The sequence below is a fragment of the Caballeronia calidae genome (assembly GCF_900044055.2).
GTDB classification, from domain to species: Bacteria; Pseudomonadota; Gammaproteobacteria; order Burkholderiales; family Burkholderiaceae; genus Caballeronia; species Caballeronia calidae.
In genome coordinates this window covers 51,568-68,040 of sequence record NZ_FCOX02000035.1, presented here as the reverse complement: position 1 = coordinate 68,040, position 16,473 = coordinate 51,568, and the positions used below count along the sequence as shown (strand labels likewise).

Annotated in this window: 18 protein-coding genes; 2 read left to right on the top strand and 16 right to left on the bottom strand. The window is 66.3% G+C overall.

Going from position 1 to position 16,473, the window contains the following annotated elements; all coding sequences use genetic code 11:
- Position 1: 1 nt before the first annotated feature.
- Positions 2-925, top strand: a complete 924-nt coding sequence (locus tag AWB78_RS27020) for a LysR family transcriptional regulator (RefSeq protein ID WP_062609031.1) — start codon at positions 2-4, stop codon at positions 923-925.
- Here AWB78_RS27020 and AWB78_RS27015 read toward each other — a convergent pair.
- From AWB78_RS27015 to AWB78_RS26945, 15 genes are all read right to left on the bottom strand, one after another.
- The gene (locus tag AWB78_RS27015) at positions 910-1,413 is read right to left on the bottom strand and encodes a DUF6496 domain-containing protein (protein ID WP_062609030.1); all 504 of its coding nucleotides are present in this window, start codon (positions 1,411-1,413) and stop codon (positions 910-912) included. The two genes, AWB78_RS27020 and AWB78_RS27015, sit on opposite strands and share 16 nt — an antisense overlap.
- A 73-nt stretch (positions 1,414-1,486) precedes the next feature.
- The gene (locus AWB78_RS27010; RefSeq protein ID WP_062609029.1) at positions 1,487-3,331 is read right to left on the bottom strand and encodes a TadE/TadG family type IV pilus assembly protein; all 1,845 of its coding nucleotides are present in this window, start codon (positions 3,329-3,331) and stop codon (positions 1,487-1,489) included.
- A complete protein-coding gene (locus tag AWB78_RS27005; protein ID WP_062609028.1) occupies positions 3,307-4,014 on the bottom strand; it encodes a TadE/TadG family type IV pilus assembly protein in 708 nt (235 codons plus the stop codon). The genes AWB78_RS27010 and AWB78_RS27005 overlap by 25 nt, the downstream gene beginning before the upstream one ends.
- Entirely contained in the window at positions 4,011-4,505 is a 495-nt protein-coding gene (locus AWB78_RS27000; protein WP_062609027.1) for a TadE/TadG family type IV pilus assembly protein, read from the bottom strand. Before AWB78_RS27000 ends, AWB78_RS27005 begins: the two co-directional genes overlap by 4 nt.
- Positions 4,502-5,398: a tetratricopeptide repeat protein gene (locus AWB78_RS26995; RefSeq protein ID WP_062609026.1), complete on the bottom strand. Its 897-nt coding sequence runs from the start codon at positions 5,396-5,398 to the stop codon at positions 4,502-4,504. The genes AWB78_RS27000 and AWB78_RS26995 overlap by 4 nt, the downstream gene beginning before the upstream one ends.
- Positions 5,395-6,363, bottom strand: coding sequence for a type II secretion system F family protein (locus AWB78_RS26990; RefSeq protein ID WP_062609025.1), 969 nt, complete (start codon positions 6,361-6,363; stop codon positions 5,395-5,397). The genes AWB78_RS26995 and AWB78_RS26990 overlap by 4 nt, the downstream gene beginning before the upstream one ends.
- Positions 6,360-7,334 carry a type II secretion system F family protein gene (locus tag AWB78_RS26985; RefSeq protein WP_062609024.1) on the bottom strand — a complete coding sequence of 325 codons (975 nt, stop codon included), beginning with the start codon at positions 7,332-7,334 and terminating at the stop codon, positions 6,360-6,362. Before AWB78_RS26985 ends, AWB78_RS26990 begins: the two co-directional genes overlap by 4 nt.
- On the bottom strand, positions 7,331-8,740 hold the full coding sequence (locus AWB78_RS26980; RefSeq protein WP_062609023.1) for a TadA family conjugal transfer-associated ATPase: 1,410 nt from the start codon (positions 8,738-8,740) through the stop codon (positions 7,331-7,333). Before AWB78_RS26980 ends, AWB78_RS26985 begins: the two co-directional genes overlap by 4 nt.
- Positions 8,740-9,960, bottom strand: coding sequence for a CpaE/TadZ family protein (locus AWB78_RS26975; protein ID WP_062609022.1), 1,221 nt, complete (start codon positions 9,958-9,960; stop codon positions 8,740-8,742). The genes AWB78_RS26980 and AWB78_RS26975 overlap by 1 nt, the downstream gene beginning before the upstream one ends.
- Positions 9,961-9,979: 19 nt before the next feature.
- A complete protein-coding gene (locus tag AWB78_RS26970) occupies positions 9,980-10,372 on the bottom strand; it encodes a CpaD family pilus assembly lipoprotein (protein ID WP_062609021.1) in 393 nt (130 codons plus the stop codon).
- 10 nt (positions 10,373-10,382) lie between these two features.
- Positions 10,383-11,846, bottom strand: a complete 1,464-nt coding sequence (locus AWB78_RS26965; RefSeq protein WP_082883433.1) for a type II and III secretion system protein family protein — start codon at positions 11,844-11,846, stop codon at positions 10,383-10,385.
- 167 nt (positions 11,847-12,013) lie between these two features.
- A complete protein-coding gene (gene cpaB, locus AWB78_RS26960; protein ID WP_062609020.1) occupies positions 12,014-12,967 on the bottom strand; it encodes a Flp pilus assembly protein CpaB in 954 nt (317 codons plus the stop codon).
- Between the two features lie 12 nt (positions 12,968-12,979).
- Entirely contained in the window at positions 12,980-13,489 is a 510-nt protein-coding gene (locus AWB78_RS26955; protein WP_062609019.1) for an A24 family peptidase, read from the bottom strand.
- Between the two features lie 36 nt (positions 13,490-13,525).
- On the bottom strand, positions 13,526-13,717 hold the full coding sequence (locus AWB78_RS43865; RefSeq protein WP_074173542.1) for a Flp family type IVb pilin: 192 nt from the start codon (positions 13,715-13,717) through the stop codon (positions 13,526-13,528).
- A 476-nt stretch (positions 13,718-14,193) separates the two neighbouring features.
- The gene (locus tag AWB78_RS26945) at positions 14,194-14,625 is read right to left on the bottom strand and encodes a low affinity iron permease family protein (RefSeq protein ID WP_062609017.1); all 432 of its coding nucleotides are present in this window, start codon (positions 14,623-14,625) and stop codon (positions 14,194-14,196) included.
- A gap of 58 nt (positions 14,626-14,683) precedes the next feature.
- Here AWB78_RS26945 and AWB78_RS26940 point away from each other — a divergent pair, with 58 nt between their 5' ends.
- Positions 14,684-15,256 (top strand): DNA-3-methyladenine glycosylase, encoded by a 573-nt coding sequence (locus AWB78_RS26940; RefSeq protein ID WP_096031850.1) that lies wholly within the window; start codon positions 14,684-14,686, stop codon positions 15,254-15,256.
- Here AWB78_RS26940 and AWB78_RS26935 read toward each other — a convergent pair.
- Positions 15,253-16,458 (bottom strand): ABC transporter substrate-binding protein, encoded by a 1,206-nt coding sequence (locus tag AWB78_RS26935; RefSeq protein ID WP_062609016.1) that lies wholly within the window; start codon positions 16,456-16,458, stop codon positions 15,253-15,255. The genes AWB78_RS26940 and AWB78_RS26935 overlap by 4 nt on opposite strands.
- Between the last annotated feature and the right edge of the window lie 15 nt (positions 16,459-16,473).

The following is a 16,473-nucleotide window of genomic DNA, read 5'->3' as shown; positions in this document are numbered from 1 at the left end:
CGTGGACCTGACGCTCACGCAGCTGCGCATGTTCGTCGCCGTCGCCGATGCGGGCAGCGTGCGCGCCGCCGCGCGGCGGCTCGATGTCGCGCAAAGCGGCATCACGCAGCAGCTTCACAAGCTCGAAGCGCTGGCCGGCGGACCGCTTTTCGAGCGCGATGTGCGCGGCGCGCGCCTCACGCCCATCGGCGAGCGGCTGCGCACACGTGCCGACCTGATTCTCGGCGAATGCAGAAAGACCGAAGAGGAAATGCGCCAGCTGCGCGGCGAACTGACGGGGCGCGTCGCGCTCGGACTCGCCGCCGAAGCGACGATGCGGCTCTTTCCGGCGCTGCTCGCGAGCTATCGGGAACGCTGTGGGCGCATCGACGTGCATCTGACGAGCGCGACCTCGCGGATGCTGACATCGTGGGTGCGCGACGGCAGCCTCGATTTCGCGCTCGCGCTGATCGCGCCCGACGCCGATATCCACGACATGGACGCGACCCCGCTCTTCGATTCCGAAGTCGCGGTGATCGCGCGACGCGGTCATCCGCTCGGACGCTCGCGCGCGCTCGCCGAACTGGCGGGCGCGGAATGGGTCAGCACGCGGCAGCGCGGCGGCGGCGCAGTGAGCAACAAGCTATCGGCCCTGTTCGAACAGACGAAGCTCGCGCCGCCACGGATCGCCGCGACGACCGAAGCCGTCTTCGACACGCTGCACTGCATCGCATCGAGCGACTATCTCGGGCTGGAGCCCGCGAGTCTCGCGGATCATCCGTTCTTCCGCGATCACGTGAGCATCGTGCCGATCGCCGAGCGCGCCGCGAAAACGCCGGTCTGCCTCGTGCGCCGCGCGGGGGTGCCGCTCACGCCCGCGGCACAGGAGCTGGCGACGATGGCCGTCTCCTACGCGCGGATGCTGCCGCTTCAGCGCGACGCGTGACGCGCGTGCGAGCCCTTCGACTTGGCGGCCGCGTTCCTCCGCCGGGTTGCCCAGCCTTTCTTCGCCGCAGCGGAGCGATCCGCCGCCGAACGCCGGCTCGCGGCGGCATGCGACTGCCGCGAGAGCGACTTGTGCGAAGCGGCCTTCGTGCTTTCGCGCTTGAGCACACGGGTGGACGCGGCCGAGCGCTTCGCCTTCGACTCGGTACTCGGGCTCTTCTTCGTGCGATGCGCGGCCTTGGTGTCCTGCGCGGCCTTCTTGCGCGTCGCCTCGGACGCCGTGCCCTTCTTCGGCGCCTTCATCTTCACGCCCGAGCGCCGTGCCTCGGACAGCCCGATCGCGATAGCCTGCTTCGCCGACTTCGCTCCGTGCTTGCCCTCGCGGATGTGATCCATCTGCTCCTTCACAAACGCACCCGCCTGCGTGCTCGGGGACTTGCCTTCGCGCCTGGCCTTCGCGGCGCGATCGAGGGTTTTCTTTTCGGGCATGTCAGACCTCCTGATGAAGTGGACTTGCCTCGACGAAGCGAGCAACGTGCGTGCCCGCCGCATCCCCCAAGCCTTATTGCGTGAGGCGCAGCACGCCGAGATTGCCCGCGATCTGCTGGAATATCTGGTTGAGCGTCGAGTTGTTCGGCGCGTGATAGTAGTTGCCCGGGCTCGCGCAGGCCTGCATCGTCTCCTGCGCGTTGCCGGGGTCCGTGCCGTAGTCGCCGAAGGTGATCGAATACACGGTGATGCCCTCCTGCTTCATCGCCGAGCACACCGCGAGCTGGAACGCGTTCAGATCGCCGACGGAGCCCATCGAGCCGGGATTGTCCGCGGACGTGAGCAGGGAGCCGTCCGGGCGGCGCACGTCGAACGCTTTGAGATCCGCACGGCCGACGCCCGACAGGCCGTTGAATGCCTGCGGCGGCATGATCCCGGTCGCGCCGCCCGGATCGTTCTGACCATCCGACAGCACGATGACGACGCGCTGCAGCGCCTGCGACGTTTCGAGGCGCGGCAGGCTCGTATCGGTCGAAATCCAGCCGTTGCCCTTGCCCGCCGCGTTATCCGACCAGGGCGACTTCAGCATGCGCCAGCCCCACAGGAGACCGGTCGGGATGAGCGTCGAGCCGGCCGCCTGCATGTTCGAGATCGCATTGGTCAGCGCGGTCTTGTCCTTCGAGAGAAAGAGCGCCGGCGCGATGTTGCACGGCCCGTTGGTGCCGTAATTCGTGTTGCCGTTCTGGTCGTAGGTGGTGGTTGTCGTCGAGGACGTACCCTGTTTGACATACCACTGATCGTAGATCGCGGGCGGCGGATTGCCGGAGTACGTCGTGTTGCATGACGTCGTCACGGTGCCGCTCTTGAGGTACGTGAGCGGTGCACCCTGCGTGACGGTCGGACTGCCGGCGATCTTGCAGCTCGTCTTGCCGTTCGAGGTCGACGTCGAATACGTATAGACCGAAAAGCCGTTCTTCGGCACGTTGTAGAAGAACGGCGTGAAGCCCGGCGTCGAGGCCGGCTCGTAAGGCGCCGCGCGCAGATTGCCGCCCGCGTCGCGCGGCTCGACCGCGCAGCCGCCCCAGCCCGAGCCCTTCCAGCGCTTGTCGGTGGTCATCGACATCTGGGAATCGTTGTACTTCGTGAAGGTCGGCGTGAGCCACTGGCCGGTGGGCTGCAACGCATTCTTCAGATTGACCATCGTCGTGAACGGCACGAGGCCGATGTACGAGTCGTTGCCCGTCACCGAGAAGAGGCTGTTGACGAGGTTCTGCGCGGCCTGGCGCAGACCGTAGATCTTCGTGCCCTGCGTGTGATCCTTGCTGTTCGCGTAGTCGCTCATCGAGCCGGTGTTGTCGAGCACCATCACGAGCTCGAGCGTGCTCTTCGGCAGGCGCAGCGCCTGGTTGCTCGCGCTGACGGTCGCGGTGTCGGGCGTCGCCTGGCCGCCGCCACCGCTACCGGTGTTGCCCGTGCCGCCATCCGCCGTGTTCCTGCCGAAGATGACCGGCGCGATGAGCGGCATCGTGCCCGATGCCGCGAGCTTGATGGTCTGCCCCGTCGCGGGCGCGCCCGACACCTGCGCCGAGAAGTTCGCGTTCGGCAGGTTCAGCTGCATGTAGCCCGAGGGCATGTTCACGTCGTAATAGGCGCGTGCATCGGCCTGCCACTTCGCGAGATCGGTGGACTTCGTGGTGTCGAAGTGCGCGAGGTTGGCGCCAGCCGACAGCGTCGCGACGTCGAGCGCCATCTGCATGCGCGCCTGCGTCATCTCATAGTGAATCGCGTCGATGGCGGTGCACATCGAGCCGACCATGAGGCTCGCGCAGACCGCGAACACCATCGTGACGGCGCCCTCGTCGCCGCACAGCAGACTGCGCGCGGTGCGCGCGTTCAGACGGCCGGCGTCGTTTCGCATGGCGATCCCGATGGGTTCGTGAGAGGAAGCACCTGCCCGCTGCGCGGCCGCACGTAGACGCGCTCGTAGATGCGCGTCGCGAGCGGCGCCGCGTTCCAGAACGGCGCGGTCATCGAAAACGGCGTGTAGTTGTAGAAGACCTCGATGGCCACGGCCGAATCGCCGGCGCGGAACGGCCAGTTCGCGGGCACCACGTTCGCCGTCGTGATGGCCGAGGTCATGCCCTTCGGCTGCCACGACGGCTTCGCGGACCACAGCACCGCCGCCGTGCCCGGCGCCTGCGTCAGCAGCGTCGACGAGTTCACGAGCTTGCAATCGCAGTTCGAGGTCTTGTCGCAGATCGACGTGACGATCACGCCGCCGTGCGCCGCGAGCTGGTTCGGCGACGCAAGCTGGATCGACGCGGCCCAGATCGAGGCGAGGCTGTTCGCGTTGGTGGGCTTCGTGCCGTCGTCGATGACGTTGCTCATCTGCCCAACGGAATCGGCGAGCGTGAACGCCGTGTGCTCGACGAGACTCACGGCGCGCATGTACAGATACAGCTCGGTGAAGCCGAGCAGCACGAGCAGCATGAGCGGCACGACGATCACGAACTCGATCGTCACGGTGCCGCGCTCCGAGCGCATCAGGCGCGTGACGGCGCGCCCGAGCGCGAATCGCTTCGTTGCGTTCGCGGGCGTCATTTTTCGTTCTGCACGAGGTAGCTGCGTTGGAAGGTCATCGTCTCGATGCCGAAGAGCTTCGGAATGCCCGAAAAGGTCGGCATCGTCACGCTGATGTTGTAGAGCACGACGTCGCCGAAGCCGCCCATCGTTTCCTGGTAGTTGCCGGCGGCGATGTCGTTGTAGGTGGAGTAGGCGCGCGTCCCGATGTCGACGGTGCCGCCGATATTCCGCCAGCCGCCGAGGATGGTGTAGACGATGCGCCGCGCCTCGGCGTCGCGCGTGCCGCTCGACGGCACCACGGTGGTGAGCCCCGCGCGCGACGCCTGCTGCGCCGCGAACTGCACGGAGGCATCGACGATCATGTCGAGCGCGACCTCCACCGTGCCGAGGATCAGGATGAACACCAGCGGCGCGACGAGCGCGAACTCGATCGCCGACACGCCGCGTTCGTCGCGCGCGAGGCGCCGGAACAGGCGCTGCCGTCGCGGCGATGTCGCGCGCAGCGTCACTTCACGCTCGCCGTCTGAACCTTCGGCATCGCGACCGTCGACACGTCGACGCCCTTCGCCGGCTGCGCGCGCGTCACCGGCGCCGGCTGCCCCGCCTGCCCTTCGCGCGCGCGCTGCAGCTCGTAGTAGCGCAGGTTGTCCTGCACCGACGCCTTCGGCAGATCGCGCGAGAGAATCGCCGCGGCCGCATCCTCGTTGCCGAGCAGGCCGTAGGCGAGCGCGAGATTCTGGCGCGCCTGCGGCGGCGCGGCGGGAAAGCGCGTCACGTCGAGCAGCACGTTCGCGCCCTGACGCGGATCGCCCGCGAGCGTGAGCGACAGCCCCAGATTCACCGAAAGCATCGGATCGCCGGGATTGGCGTTCAGTGCTTCGCGCAGCAACGCCTGCGCGTGCGCGTGATCGCCCGACAGATCGAGCGCCGCGCCGAGGCCCGCGCAGGCGAGCGGATCGTTCGGCTTGAGCGTCAGCACGCGGCGATAGATGGCGATGGCGTCGGCGAAGCGGCGCTGATGAATCGCCACGCGCGCGAGGCCGATGAGCGGCGGTGTCGCCTTCGCATCGAGCTCGCTCGCGCGCCGATAGTAGACACCCGCGCGCGTGTAGTCGCCGACGCTGTACAGCGTGTTGCCGAGGCCCGTCATGCCGGGCACGGACTTCGGATCGGCCTGCACGGCCTTTTCGTACAGCGAGGTCGCGAGATCGAAGTTGCCGGATTCGAGCGCCGTGTCCGCGATGCGCAGCTCGCTCATCGTGCTCGGCGCGGAGTTGCGCAGCACGGGGCGCGTTTCGGTGACCTGACGCACGGTCGTCGTGCAGCCCGCCGCGGCGAGCACGAGCGCGATCGTGGAGACAAGGCCCGCAAAGCGTGCGGCACGTTGAATGGATGACTTCATTTCGAACTTCCCGCGATGAACGCAAGCAACTGGATAACGGCAGGCCCCGCCGCGATGGCGATGATCGCGGGGAGAATGAACAGCATCATCGGCACGACCATCTTCGGCGCGAGCTTCGCGGCCTTCTCCTCGAGCGACACGATATGCGCGACGCGCTCGGTGCGCGAAAGCGTGCGCAACGCCTGCGTGATGGGCGTGCCGTAGCGCATCGACTGCGTGAGCGTGGAGATGAGCGCGCGAATCGACGGCAGGTCGATGCGCTCGGCGAGATTGTTGAGCGCGCGCGTGCTGTCGCCGGAGAGCTTCAGCTCGTCGGCGGCGAGCGAGAACTCGTCGGAAAGCGGCGGACAGATCGTCTCGAGCTCGTTGGCCACGCGCCGGATCGACACGCCGAGACTGTTGCCCGCATTCGTGCAGATGACGAGCAGATCGAGCGCATCGGGCAGGCAGGCGGCCATCGCCTTGCGGCGGCGCGACGCCTTCAACGCGACCACGTACTCCGGCACGATCATGCCGACGATGAACACCATCAGCATCGCGATGCCGCGCCCCGCCGGATACGCGCCGATCATCGGAATGCGCGAGCCGAGCATCACGGTCGCGGCGGCGCACGCGAGCCCGCAGAAGAACTTCACCGCGAGCAGGATCGACACCGCGAGATGGCTGCGGTAGCCGCTCTTGACCATTTCCTTTTGCAGCTTGAGGCGGTACTTCGCGTCGAAGAGCGGAATCTTGTCGCCGATGCGCGCGAGACGCCGCAGCAGGCGCTCGGAGAACGGCGTGTTCTCGCCGTCGTCGGACGCCGCCGCGCTCTCGAAGCGATGCGTGGCCGCGGCCATGCGCGCGCGCTCCGCGATGCGTCCGCGCTTGCCGCCGTGCTTGTGCGCCCACCACACCGCGAGCGCGGCGAGCAGGCCGAGGAGCATCAGCAGGTTGACGAGGGTTTCGACGTTGTTCGGGTTCATCGCGAGGTATCGAGCTTCGACATCTTGCCGATCACGAACAGCCCCATGCCGATCGACACTGCGCCGAACGTGAGCAGGTTGTGCCCGGATTCGGTGGTGAACAGCACCATCAGATAGGACCGGTTGAGCGCGTACATCGACAGCATGATGAACACGGGAATGGCGGCGAGGATCTTCGTCGTGATGCGCGCCTCGCCGGTCAGCGCCCGGGTCTTCTGGCGAATCTCACGGCGCGTGCGCACGATGCCCGACAGGTTTTCCAGCGTCTCGCCGAGCTGCCCGCCGGTTTCGCGCTGCAGCAGCAGACACACGCAGAAGAACGAGAAGTCGGCGATCTCGATGCGGCGCATCGCCACCGTGAGCACTTCTTCCAGATCGAGGCCCACTTGCAGCGAGTCCGCCATCAACTGAAACTCGCTTTTCAGCGGCTCGCGGCACTCGCCTGCCGCCGAGCCGATCACCTGCGTGACCGGCACGCCCGCGCGCACGGCGCGCACGATCATGTCGATGACATCGGGAAAGCCGTCGAGGAAGCGCTTGCGAAAACGCTCGATCAGAAAGCGGTACGACTGCACGAGCGCGAAGACCGGCAGGCCGATGATCACGAGCGGCCGCGCGAAATCGGGCATCGGCATGAAGCGGTTCATCAGCACGGCGACCAGTTCGCCCGCGAGCGCCGCGATGACCACGATGCGCACGCCGTTCGCGCCCGCGACCGTGCGCAGGCGCGCGAGACGCGGCCCGGTCCAGCGCGTGAGCGCGTTGTTCTTGCGGTTGACCTGGAAGATGTCGAGATCGAGCTTGTTCGCCTGCGCCGCGTGCGCGCCCTGCGCCGCGAACGACTGCTCCATGCGCTGGCGGATGCGCGCGGGCGGACGGTCGTTGCGCATGTCCTGCACGATCACGATCATCACGCCGGCGAGCAGCACGCATGCGAACGCGGCGAAGGTGACGAGGTTGATGAGGTTCATGGCTTCATCGCGTCCAGCAGCGCATCCTCGAGACCGTAGTACGCGGCGCGCTGCGCGAACGCGGGGCGCACGGCCGCAGTCTCGAACACGCCCTTCACTTCCTCGCTGTAGGCGCTCGCGTCGTAGCGGAACGCGAAGAGATCCTGCGTGATGATGACGTCGCCTTCCATGCCGACGAGCTCGGTGATGCGCGTGACGCGCCGCATGCCGTCGCGCATCCGCTCGATCTGCACGATCAGATGCACCGCGCTCGCGATCTGGCGGCGGATCGACAGGAGCGGCAGATTGCCGTTCGCCATCATCACCATGCTTTCGAGACGCGTGATGCCGTCGCGCGGCGTGTTCGCGTGGATCGTGGTCATCGAGCCGTCGTGGCCGGTGTTCATCGCCTGCAGCACGTCGAAGGCTTCCGCGCCGCGCGTCTCGCCCAGAATGATGCGGTCCGGGCGCATCCGCAGCGCGTTGCGCACGAGATCGCGCTGCGTCACCGCGCCGAGCCCTTCCGCGTTTTCCGGCCGCGTTTCGAGACTCACGACATGCGGCTGCACGAGCTGCAGCTCGGCCGCATCCTCGATCGTCACCGTGCGCTCGCCGTGGCCGATGAAGTGCGACAGCGCGTTGAGCAGCGTCGTCTTGCCCGAGCCCGTGCCGCCCGACACGATGACGTTGAGCCGGCACGTGCTCGCGAGCTTGAGGACGGTCGCCATCGCCGCCGACATGTTGCCCTGCTGCGACATGCGGTGCAGCGTGATGTTGCGCTTCGAAAACTTGCGGATCGATATCGATGCGCCGTGGATCGCGAGCGGCGGCAGCACGACGTTCACGCGGCTGCCGTCGGCGAGACGCGCATCGACCATCGGGCTGCTTTCGTCGACGCGCCGCCCGACGCCCGCCGCGATGCGCTGCGCGACGTTGATCACATGCGCGTTGTCGCGGAACTTGCAGTTGGTCAGCTCGAGCCGCCCGTGCCGCTCGACCCAGACCTGATCGGGGCCGTTGACGAGCACGTCGGTGATGGTTTCATCGGCGAGCAGGGGCTCGATCGGGCCGAGGCCGAACATGTCGTTCAACAGCTCGCCGACGATCTGCACCTGCTCCGCGATCGTCACGTTGAGGCGCTCGCGCTCCGCGACATCGACGACGAGCGTCTCGACGGCGGGCTTCATCTGCTCGCGCGTCTTGCCGACCGCCGCCGACGGATTCATCGCGGCGAACACGCCTGCGCGAATCGTCCTGAAGAGATCGGAGCGCACGAGCGATTCGTGGCCGTCGGCGGGTTGCGAACGCGCGGGCGCGGGCGCGGAAGGCTTCTCGACGAGCGCAAGCGGCGCCGCCTCGCCCTGCGGCGGCGCGCCGTCCGCGAGTTCGGACGGCGGCGTGGCGCGCACCTGCTTTTGCCCGAACATCACGCCCTCCTCAGTTTGAACTTGCTCAGGAACGTGCGCTCGACGGCGGCATGCTGGCCCGTCAGGTCGTTGGCGATGCGCGCGATGGTCTGCATGAAGGCATTCGGATTGCGCTCGCGCGGCGCTTCGCCCAGGTTCTCCGCGGTCGCGAGCGCCTTCGGCTCGAACTGCACTTCGTGCAGCACGGTGCGGCCCACGGCGGTCATGAAATCGGCCGGCTGCACCTTGCCCGCGGTCGCGGCGTTCGGGTTGTTGAGCAGGACGGAAGTCGGCGGGTTGTTGTCGCGGTCCTCGACATAGCGCAGGAGGCGAATGGTCTCGCGCGTCGCATGCACCGAGCGGTCCGCGACGAGATACACGCGCGACGCGTGATCCAGCGCTTCGGCGGCGAGCGCGTCGCTCGGATCGCCGATATCGAGAATCACGTAATGGAAGCTGTCGCACAGCAGTTCGACCACGCGGCGCAGCGCGCCCGGCTCGAACGCCTTGGTCGAGCCGTAGTCGATATCCGCCGACAGCACGAAGAGGCGGCTGCCGTTCGCGACCAGCGTGCGCTCCACATATTGCGGATCGAGGCGATGCACGTTCTGCAGCACGTCGACGAGACCGTTGTTGCTCTGCGTGCCGAGCATGCTGTTGGCGGCGCCGCCGCACAGCTTCAGGTCGACATACGCGACGCGGCGATGCGTGTCTTCCGCGAGATAGCGCGCGAGATTGAGCGCGAGCGTCGTCACGCCGACGCCCCCGCGCGCACCCGCGAACGCGATGGTCTTGCCCGCGCGCGCCAGCGTGACCGGGCTCACCTTGCCCTCGGACACGTTGACGGTGCGCTTGAGCAGCTCGACGGTCAGCGGCTTGACGAGATAATCGCGCACGCCGATCTTGAGCAGGCTGCGAAAGAGGCCGACGTCGTTGCGCTCGCCGATCGCGACGACCTGCACCGACGGCTCGCACACTTCTGCGAGGCGGCCGAGTTCCGAGAGCGGCATCACCGACCCTTCGAGGTCCACGAGCAGAAAGAGCGGCGAACGCTCGATCTTCGACAGATGCGCGATGGCGTCGTCCATGCCGCCCATGGCGATATGCACGTGGGGCATCGCCTGCTCGAGCACGAAGCTCTTCAACACCTGCTCGGTCTTGCGGTCCGCCACGAACGCGATGAAGTCCGCGACCCGGACGCCCTGCTTGCCCTTGAAGAAACTGATCTCTGTGGTGCTCATGATGTCGGTCTGTTGGGCGCTACTTCGATTCGCGCGACGAGCTCGTGTCGAGCGGGATCACGCGGCCGGTCTCGTAGCGGCGCATCGCGCTCGCCGCCGTGGCGCCGTTGGCCGGGCCGAGCGTCTGCGGCGCGACGATGTCGGCCGGATGCGCGAGCTGCGCCGCGAGGTTCGTATAGGTTGCACAGCCCCATTGCATCGCGGGGCGGCGCCGGCCGGCGTCGGTCAGAAGCGATGCGCGGGTGAGCGCGTCGCAATCGGGCGGCACGGCGTTATGGCCGTCGTAGTCGATCACCGTGTCGTTGGGCATATTGCGCGGCGGCTGGAAGCATCCGGAAAGCCCGCACGCGAGCGCGAGCGCGAGCAGCACGGCGAGTGCCGGATAACGAGTCGAACGATGTGCGTGTTTCATGGCGTGGTGCTCAATAGACGTAGCCCGCCGCGCCCACGAGACGCGGTTCGGAAGCGGACGGCTGCGTTGTACCCGACTTGCGCTGGAAGCTGTATTCGACGTCGCTCGAAGGCGAGATCAGCGAATCGAGCGGCGAGCGCAGCTTCGAAGAATCGGTCGGCTCGACGAGATACGGCGTCACCATGATGACGAGCTCGGTCTTGTTGTTCTGATAGTTCGACGACGAGAACAGCTTGCCGAGCACCGGTATCGAGCCGATGCCGGGCACCTGCGAAACGATGTCCGTCGTGTTGCTTTGCAGGAGGCCGCCGATCGCGAAGCTCTGGCCGCTCGCGAGCTCGACCGTCGTGTCGGCGCGGCGCACGGAAAGGCCCGGCACGGTCACGCCGCCCGTCGTCACGCTCGCGGTCGTGTCGATCTGGCTCACTTCCGGGCGCACCTTCAGGCTGATGCGGCGCTCGTTCAGCACGGTCGGCGTGAAGTCGAGCTTGATGCCGAACTGCTTGAACTCCACCGAGATCGCGCCGTTGGTCTGCGACACCGGAATCGGGAACTCGCCGCCCGCGAGGAAGCTCGCCGTCTGGCCCGACATCGCCACGAGATTCGGCTCCGCGAGCACGGTGAGCAGCCCTTCCTGGTTCAGGGCGTCGATGAGCGCGCGGATGTCGGTGTTGGCCGTCTTGAAGCCGGCAAGGAACGAGAACGCGTTGTTGGCCGCGAGGTTGACCGGATAGGTCACGCCGCCGCTGCCGTTCGCGATCGGCTGATTCAGGTTCTGGATCGGACGGCCGCTGAAGAGGCCGCCGAGCCAGTTGCCGGAGGTTCCAAGCGCCTGCCAGTTGATGCCGAGCTGCTGCGTGACGTTGCGGTCCACTTCGGTGATGCGCACGCGCAATTGCACCTGCAACGGACGATCCACCGTCAGACGGTTGATCAGCGCTTCCTTGTCGGCGAGAAAGGGCGTGACGGCCTGCACGACCGCGTCGGCATCGGCGGAGCTCGGCACCTGGCCCGACACGAGCAGCGAGCCCTGAGCCGTCGTCACCTGCACGTTCAGGTTCGGAAAGCGCGCCGAGAGCATGTTGCGCACGGCCATCATGTCGCGCGCGACGATCACCGTGCGCTGCAACAGCGTCCTGTTGTTCGGCCCGAGCACATAGAGCGAGGTCGTGCCGGTCTTCTTGCCGAGCACGAATACCGTCTTCGGCGACGGCACATGCACGTCCGCGATCGACGGATCGGCGACGAACACCGAGGTGGCATCTTCCGGCAGGCGCAGCATCGTGCCCTTGCCCGCGTCGAGCGTGAGCGCGCCCTGTCCGATCTCGACGCCGGGCGCGGCGAGCGCGGTCCTGACGAGCGCCGGATTGCGCGTGCGCGCCTGCGCGATGCGAGCCGCCGACGCGACCGGGTCGTTCGACGGATTCACCGGCGCGGCCGGCTGCGCCGCCTGCACGGACCCTGCCAGCAGCATGCCCGCCCACGCGAGCGCGATCCGCGCGCTCCGTCTTTCGATGCTGCCGAAGTCCAACTGCGTTCTCATGAGATTCGATCCTGGCACTGTGCTGCCGTGACTTGATGCTGCTGTGTTCGCCGTGCTCGCCGCGTTCGTCGCTGCCCGGAGTGCCGCACGCTGCTGGTTCATCGCGCGGGCACGCTCGGCAGGGGCGGCGCGTCCGACGATGCGCCCACTTGCGCGACCGTCGAGCCGGCTTCGCTCTTGTCCGAGCCGCGATAGATCGTGACCGGGCGTGCGGGCGCCGGCGCGCGCGGCGCCGCGCCGGCCTGTGCGGGCCGCGAGCGCGGCAGATCGCGCACGGCGCGCGAAATGTCGCCGGCCCAGATCGGCGCGCGCGGCGTCGACGATGCCGCGATCGCCGCCGATGCCAGCGGGTCGCGCGTATCGGTTGCGAAGCTGCGCAGCGCGAGCGACAGCGAGCCGAGACGCGCCGCCACCGCGACGACCTCGCCCATGCGCGGCGTCACTTCGAGCGTCACCGTGCGGGCGCGCGTGACGATTTCGGTGGTGTCGCCGGTGTTCTTCGGCCGCTTGATCTCGGAGCCGACCGCGAGCACGCGCACATGCTCGACCACGGTCTCGCTCGATACGGCGAGGTCCGGCGAATCGGTGCGACGCTCCATTTGCTGCGTCAGAAGCAGGTCGACGTAATCGCCCGGCTGGATGAGGCCGGCGTTGCCGGAGACGTCGTCCACCGCGACCGACACGGCGCGCATGTCGGGCTTGAGCGTCGCGGCGAGAAAGCCCGGCGCGCTCGGCAGGATGACGTCGGCGGAGGTGAGCACCGCGCCGCTCTCGACCGGATGACGCAGCAGCGCGCCCTTGATGTCGACCGCGTTCTGCGCGCCCGAGACGATCGCATTGGGCGGCAGCTGCGAGACCGGAACCGACTTCCACGTGAGGTCTTCATCGCGCAGCAGCAGGCCTTGCGGCAATTCGGCCGCGCTCACCTGCACCTTCTCGGTGGTGACGACATGTTCCGCCGGGCGCGACGCGTTCGCCACGACGACGCGCACGATGAGCGCGATGAGCAAAGCGCCGACGAGCAGCACGGCGAACTTGATGATGTTGGACATGAGCGCGCCGTCCTATCGGGTCGCAAAGAAAGGCAGGAGCGCCGGCAGCACGATCACGAGACCGCCGCCGAGCGCGAGAGCCACGCCGTAGGGCACCCCGCGCGTGCCGGAGAACAGGGCGAGCGCCTGCATCGGCATGAATCGTTGCACCGGATTCATGTGGCGCGTCGCGAGACTGATCAGCGACACGACGGTCCCGATCACGGAAATCAGGGTTAAGGCGGGCAAGGACAACGCGAGGCCGGCCCAGAGAAAAATCACGGAGGCGAGTTTTGCATCGCCTCCGCCCAGCATCTTCGCCGCGAACAACACGGCGCAGAACACGAACACGCCAAGCGCGAGCAGCAGATGAACGATGACATCGTCGATCGGCATGCGGCGAGCCAGGGCATCGACAAAGAAAAGCGCTCCGACGGACAGCACGATTTTGGTCGGCAGGCGTCGGGAGCGCACGTCGATGACCGCGAGCCAGAGCAGCACGCAGAGCACGATCAGGCGAATGGCAAGGGACAGGAGCTGCACGATGGTCTTGTTTTTTGTGCGCGGGAAAGACCGCTATCAGCTGCCGCTGCTGCTGCTGGCCGTAGAAGTGACCTTGTTGAACATGTTCGTGAACAGGGTCGAGAAGCCGGTGCTGAACTGGCTTGCCATTGCAGCCAGCGCAACCACGACGATCCCGGCGAGGACCGCGTATTCCATCGCGCTGACACCGCGCTCATCGCGCACGAAAGCCTTCATCAGTTTGCGCATTTTTCTTTCCTTCAAGGGGTTTAGGTAGGTGTGGACCCGGCAAAAAGGATTACCGGGCACGACACATCCTAGCCAGTTCGGAAAGAAATAACTTCGCCAATTAAAGGCCGGAAATGGCCTCTTACCGGGCTTTCGAAAAGCCTGCGACGCGCCCTTTTCGGCAACGATTCGAATAACTTTAGGGAGCGGAATTTTTCTTTTTCGCGTTTGCTTGCCCGATCGCAGCGGGCGCAAAATCGGTTTGGATTTCTTTAGCGATTTTTGCGAAAAATTTTGCGGAGGTTCGCGGAACGACATCCGCAAGGATGCGGCCCGAGGGCCGGGCTGACCGCGCGAGGCCGGCTGCGCGGCGCGCAGCCGGAGCGCTGCGGCGAAGAACCCGAGCTTACCTTCCTTTGCCCGGTTTTGTCACCTAGTTTGCGCGGCCCGCAAGCAAAGTGTCCGGAGTTTCATCGCCAGATCTTTCCATGCAAGCTTTAGTCATCGCGTTTGCCGTCTTGCGGGAAAGCGGGCATTTCAATATCGCGGCTTGCCGAACGAAAGTTATCGCGCGCCTCCTGCGCGAGCTTCTCATAGCGCTTGCGAAAAACGACGAGCTCCTTCTCATCGAGCTCTTCCAGATCGAGCAGCGCGTTATGCGCCTTGTCGACCGCGCGAATGAGTTCGTCGAGCTTGATCTGCATCGCGGCGGTATCGCGGTTTTGCGTGTTCTGGATCAAAAAGACCATCAGAAACGTCACGATGGTCGTCGACGTGTTGATGACGAGCTGCCATGTATCGCTGAAGTGAAAGAGCGGCCCGGACAGGCCCCAGACGATCACGAGCAGCACCGCGATCACGAAGGTCGATGCGCGGCCCGCCATTTGCGCGAGCGCATTCGAGAACTTGAGGAACCACGAAGTTTTCATTCGGCGTCTCCTGATCGTCGGGGGTCTGTTGCCGGACGGCGCGGCTAGAATAACGCTTGTGAACAAGAAGCCCAAACCCATCGATTTCCGCGCGCCGTCCGACGAAGTCGCACAACGCCTGATCGGCGCGATCGTGACCGTCGACGGAGTCGGCGGCCGCATCGTCGAAACGGAAGCGTATGACCGCGAGGATCCCGCCTCGCACAGCTTTTCCGGTCCGACACCGCGCAACGCAGCAATGTTCGGGCCGCCCGCCCATGCCTACGTCTACCGCTCCTACGGCATTCACTGGTGCCTGAACTTCGTGTGCCGCGAAGCGGGCCACGGCGCCGGGGTGCTGATCCGCGCGATCGAGCCGCTCGTCGGCATCGACGCAATGCGCGAGCGGCGCGGGCTGGAGCCGATCAGGCTTCTATGCTCGGGGCCGGGCCGCGTCGCGCAGGCGCTCGGCGTCACGCACAGGAACAACGGCATGTCGCTGCTCGAAGCGCCGTTTCATATCGAGCCGCCGGAGGAAGATTTCGCCATCGTCCACGGACCGCGCATCGGCATCAGCAAGGCGATGGACGTGCCGTGGCGCTTCGGGCTTGCCGGCTCCAGATTCTTCAGCAAGCCCTTCCCTAAGAGTTAGTCCGCCGGGCGCAGCTTCTTCACTTCTTCGTCCGACGGCTGCACGCTCGCGCCGTCGACGTAGCGGAACGACGTCATCACGCCCTTGCCGTCCTTCAGGCCCGTCACCCCGACATACGCGCCCATCGTCGATTGATTGTCCTGCTTGCGGTACGTGATCGGGCCGAACGGCGTATCGACGGGCAGGCCCTTGAACGCGGCGGCGAGCTTGTCGGCATCGGGCGAGCCGGACTTCTTGAGGCCATTGGCGATCGACATCATCGCCGTATAGCCGACGACCGAGCCCAGGCGCGGATAGTCGTGATACTTCGCCTGATACGCGGCGACGAATTTCCTGTTCGCGGGCGTATCGATCGAATACCACGGATAGCCCGTCACGATCCAGCCGACCGGCGCTTCCTTGCCGAGCGGATCGAGATAGTCCGGCTCGCCCGTCAGCAGCGACACGACCGCGCGATCCTTGAAGAGCCCGCGCGTGTTGCCCTCGCGCACGAACTTGCCGAGGTCCGCGCTGAAGAGCACGTTGAAGATGGCGTCTGGTTTCGCGTCGGCGAGTGCCTGCGTCACGGCGCCCGCATCGATGTTGCCGAGCGGCGTCGCCTGCTCCGCGACGAATTCGACATCCGGCTGCGCGGCCTTCAGCAAGCGCTTGAACGTGGCCACCGCCGACTGCCCGTATTCATAGTTCGGATACACGAGCGCCCAGCGCTTCTTCCTGAGCTTCGCGGCTTCGGGCACGAGCATCGCGACCTGCATATACGTCGACGGGCGCAGGCGATACGTGTACTTGTTGCCGTCCTGCCAGACGATCTTGTCGGTGAGCGGCTCGGCCGCGAGAAAGAAGATGCGCCGCTGCTTCGCATAATCCGCGAGCGCGAGACCCGTGTTCGACAGATAGCCGCCGAACAAGAGCTTCACCTGCTCGCGCGTGACGAGCTCCTGCGCGACGCGAACGGTGTCGCCGGGATTGCCGTTGTCGTCGCGCGAGACGACTTCGAGCTTGTTGCCGTTGATGCCGCCCGCCGCGTTGATCTCGTCGAGCGCGAGATTCCAGCCGTTCTTGTACGGCAGGAGAAACGCAGGCTGCGCCTTGTAGCTGTTGATCTCGCCGATCTTGATGGTGTCGGCGTGCGCGGCAAACGTCAGGCTCGCCGCCGTTGCCAGAATGGTGAGGCGCATCGTCGTGCCTGCGCGGATCGTCATGTAGTCATCTCCTCT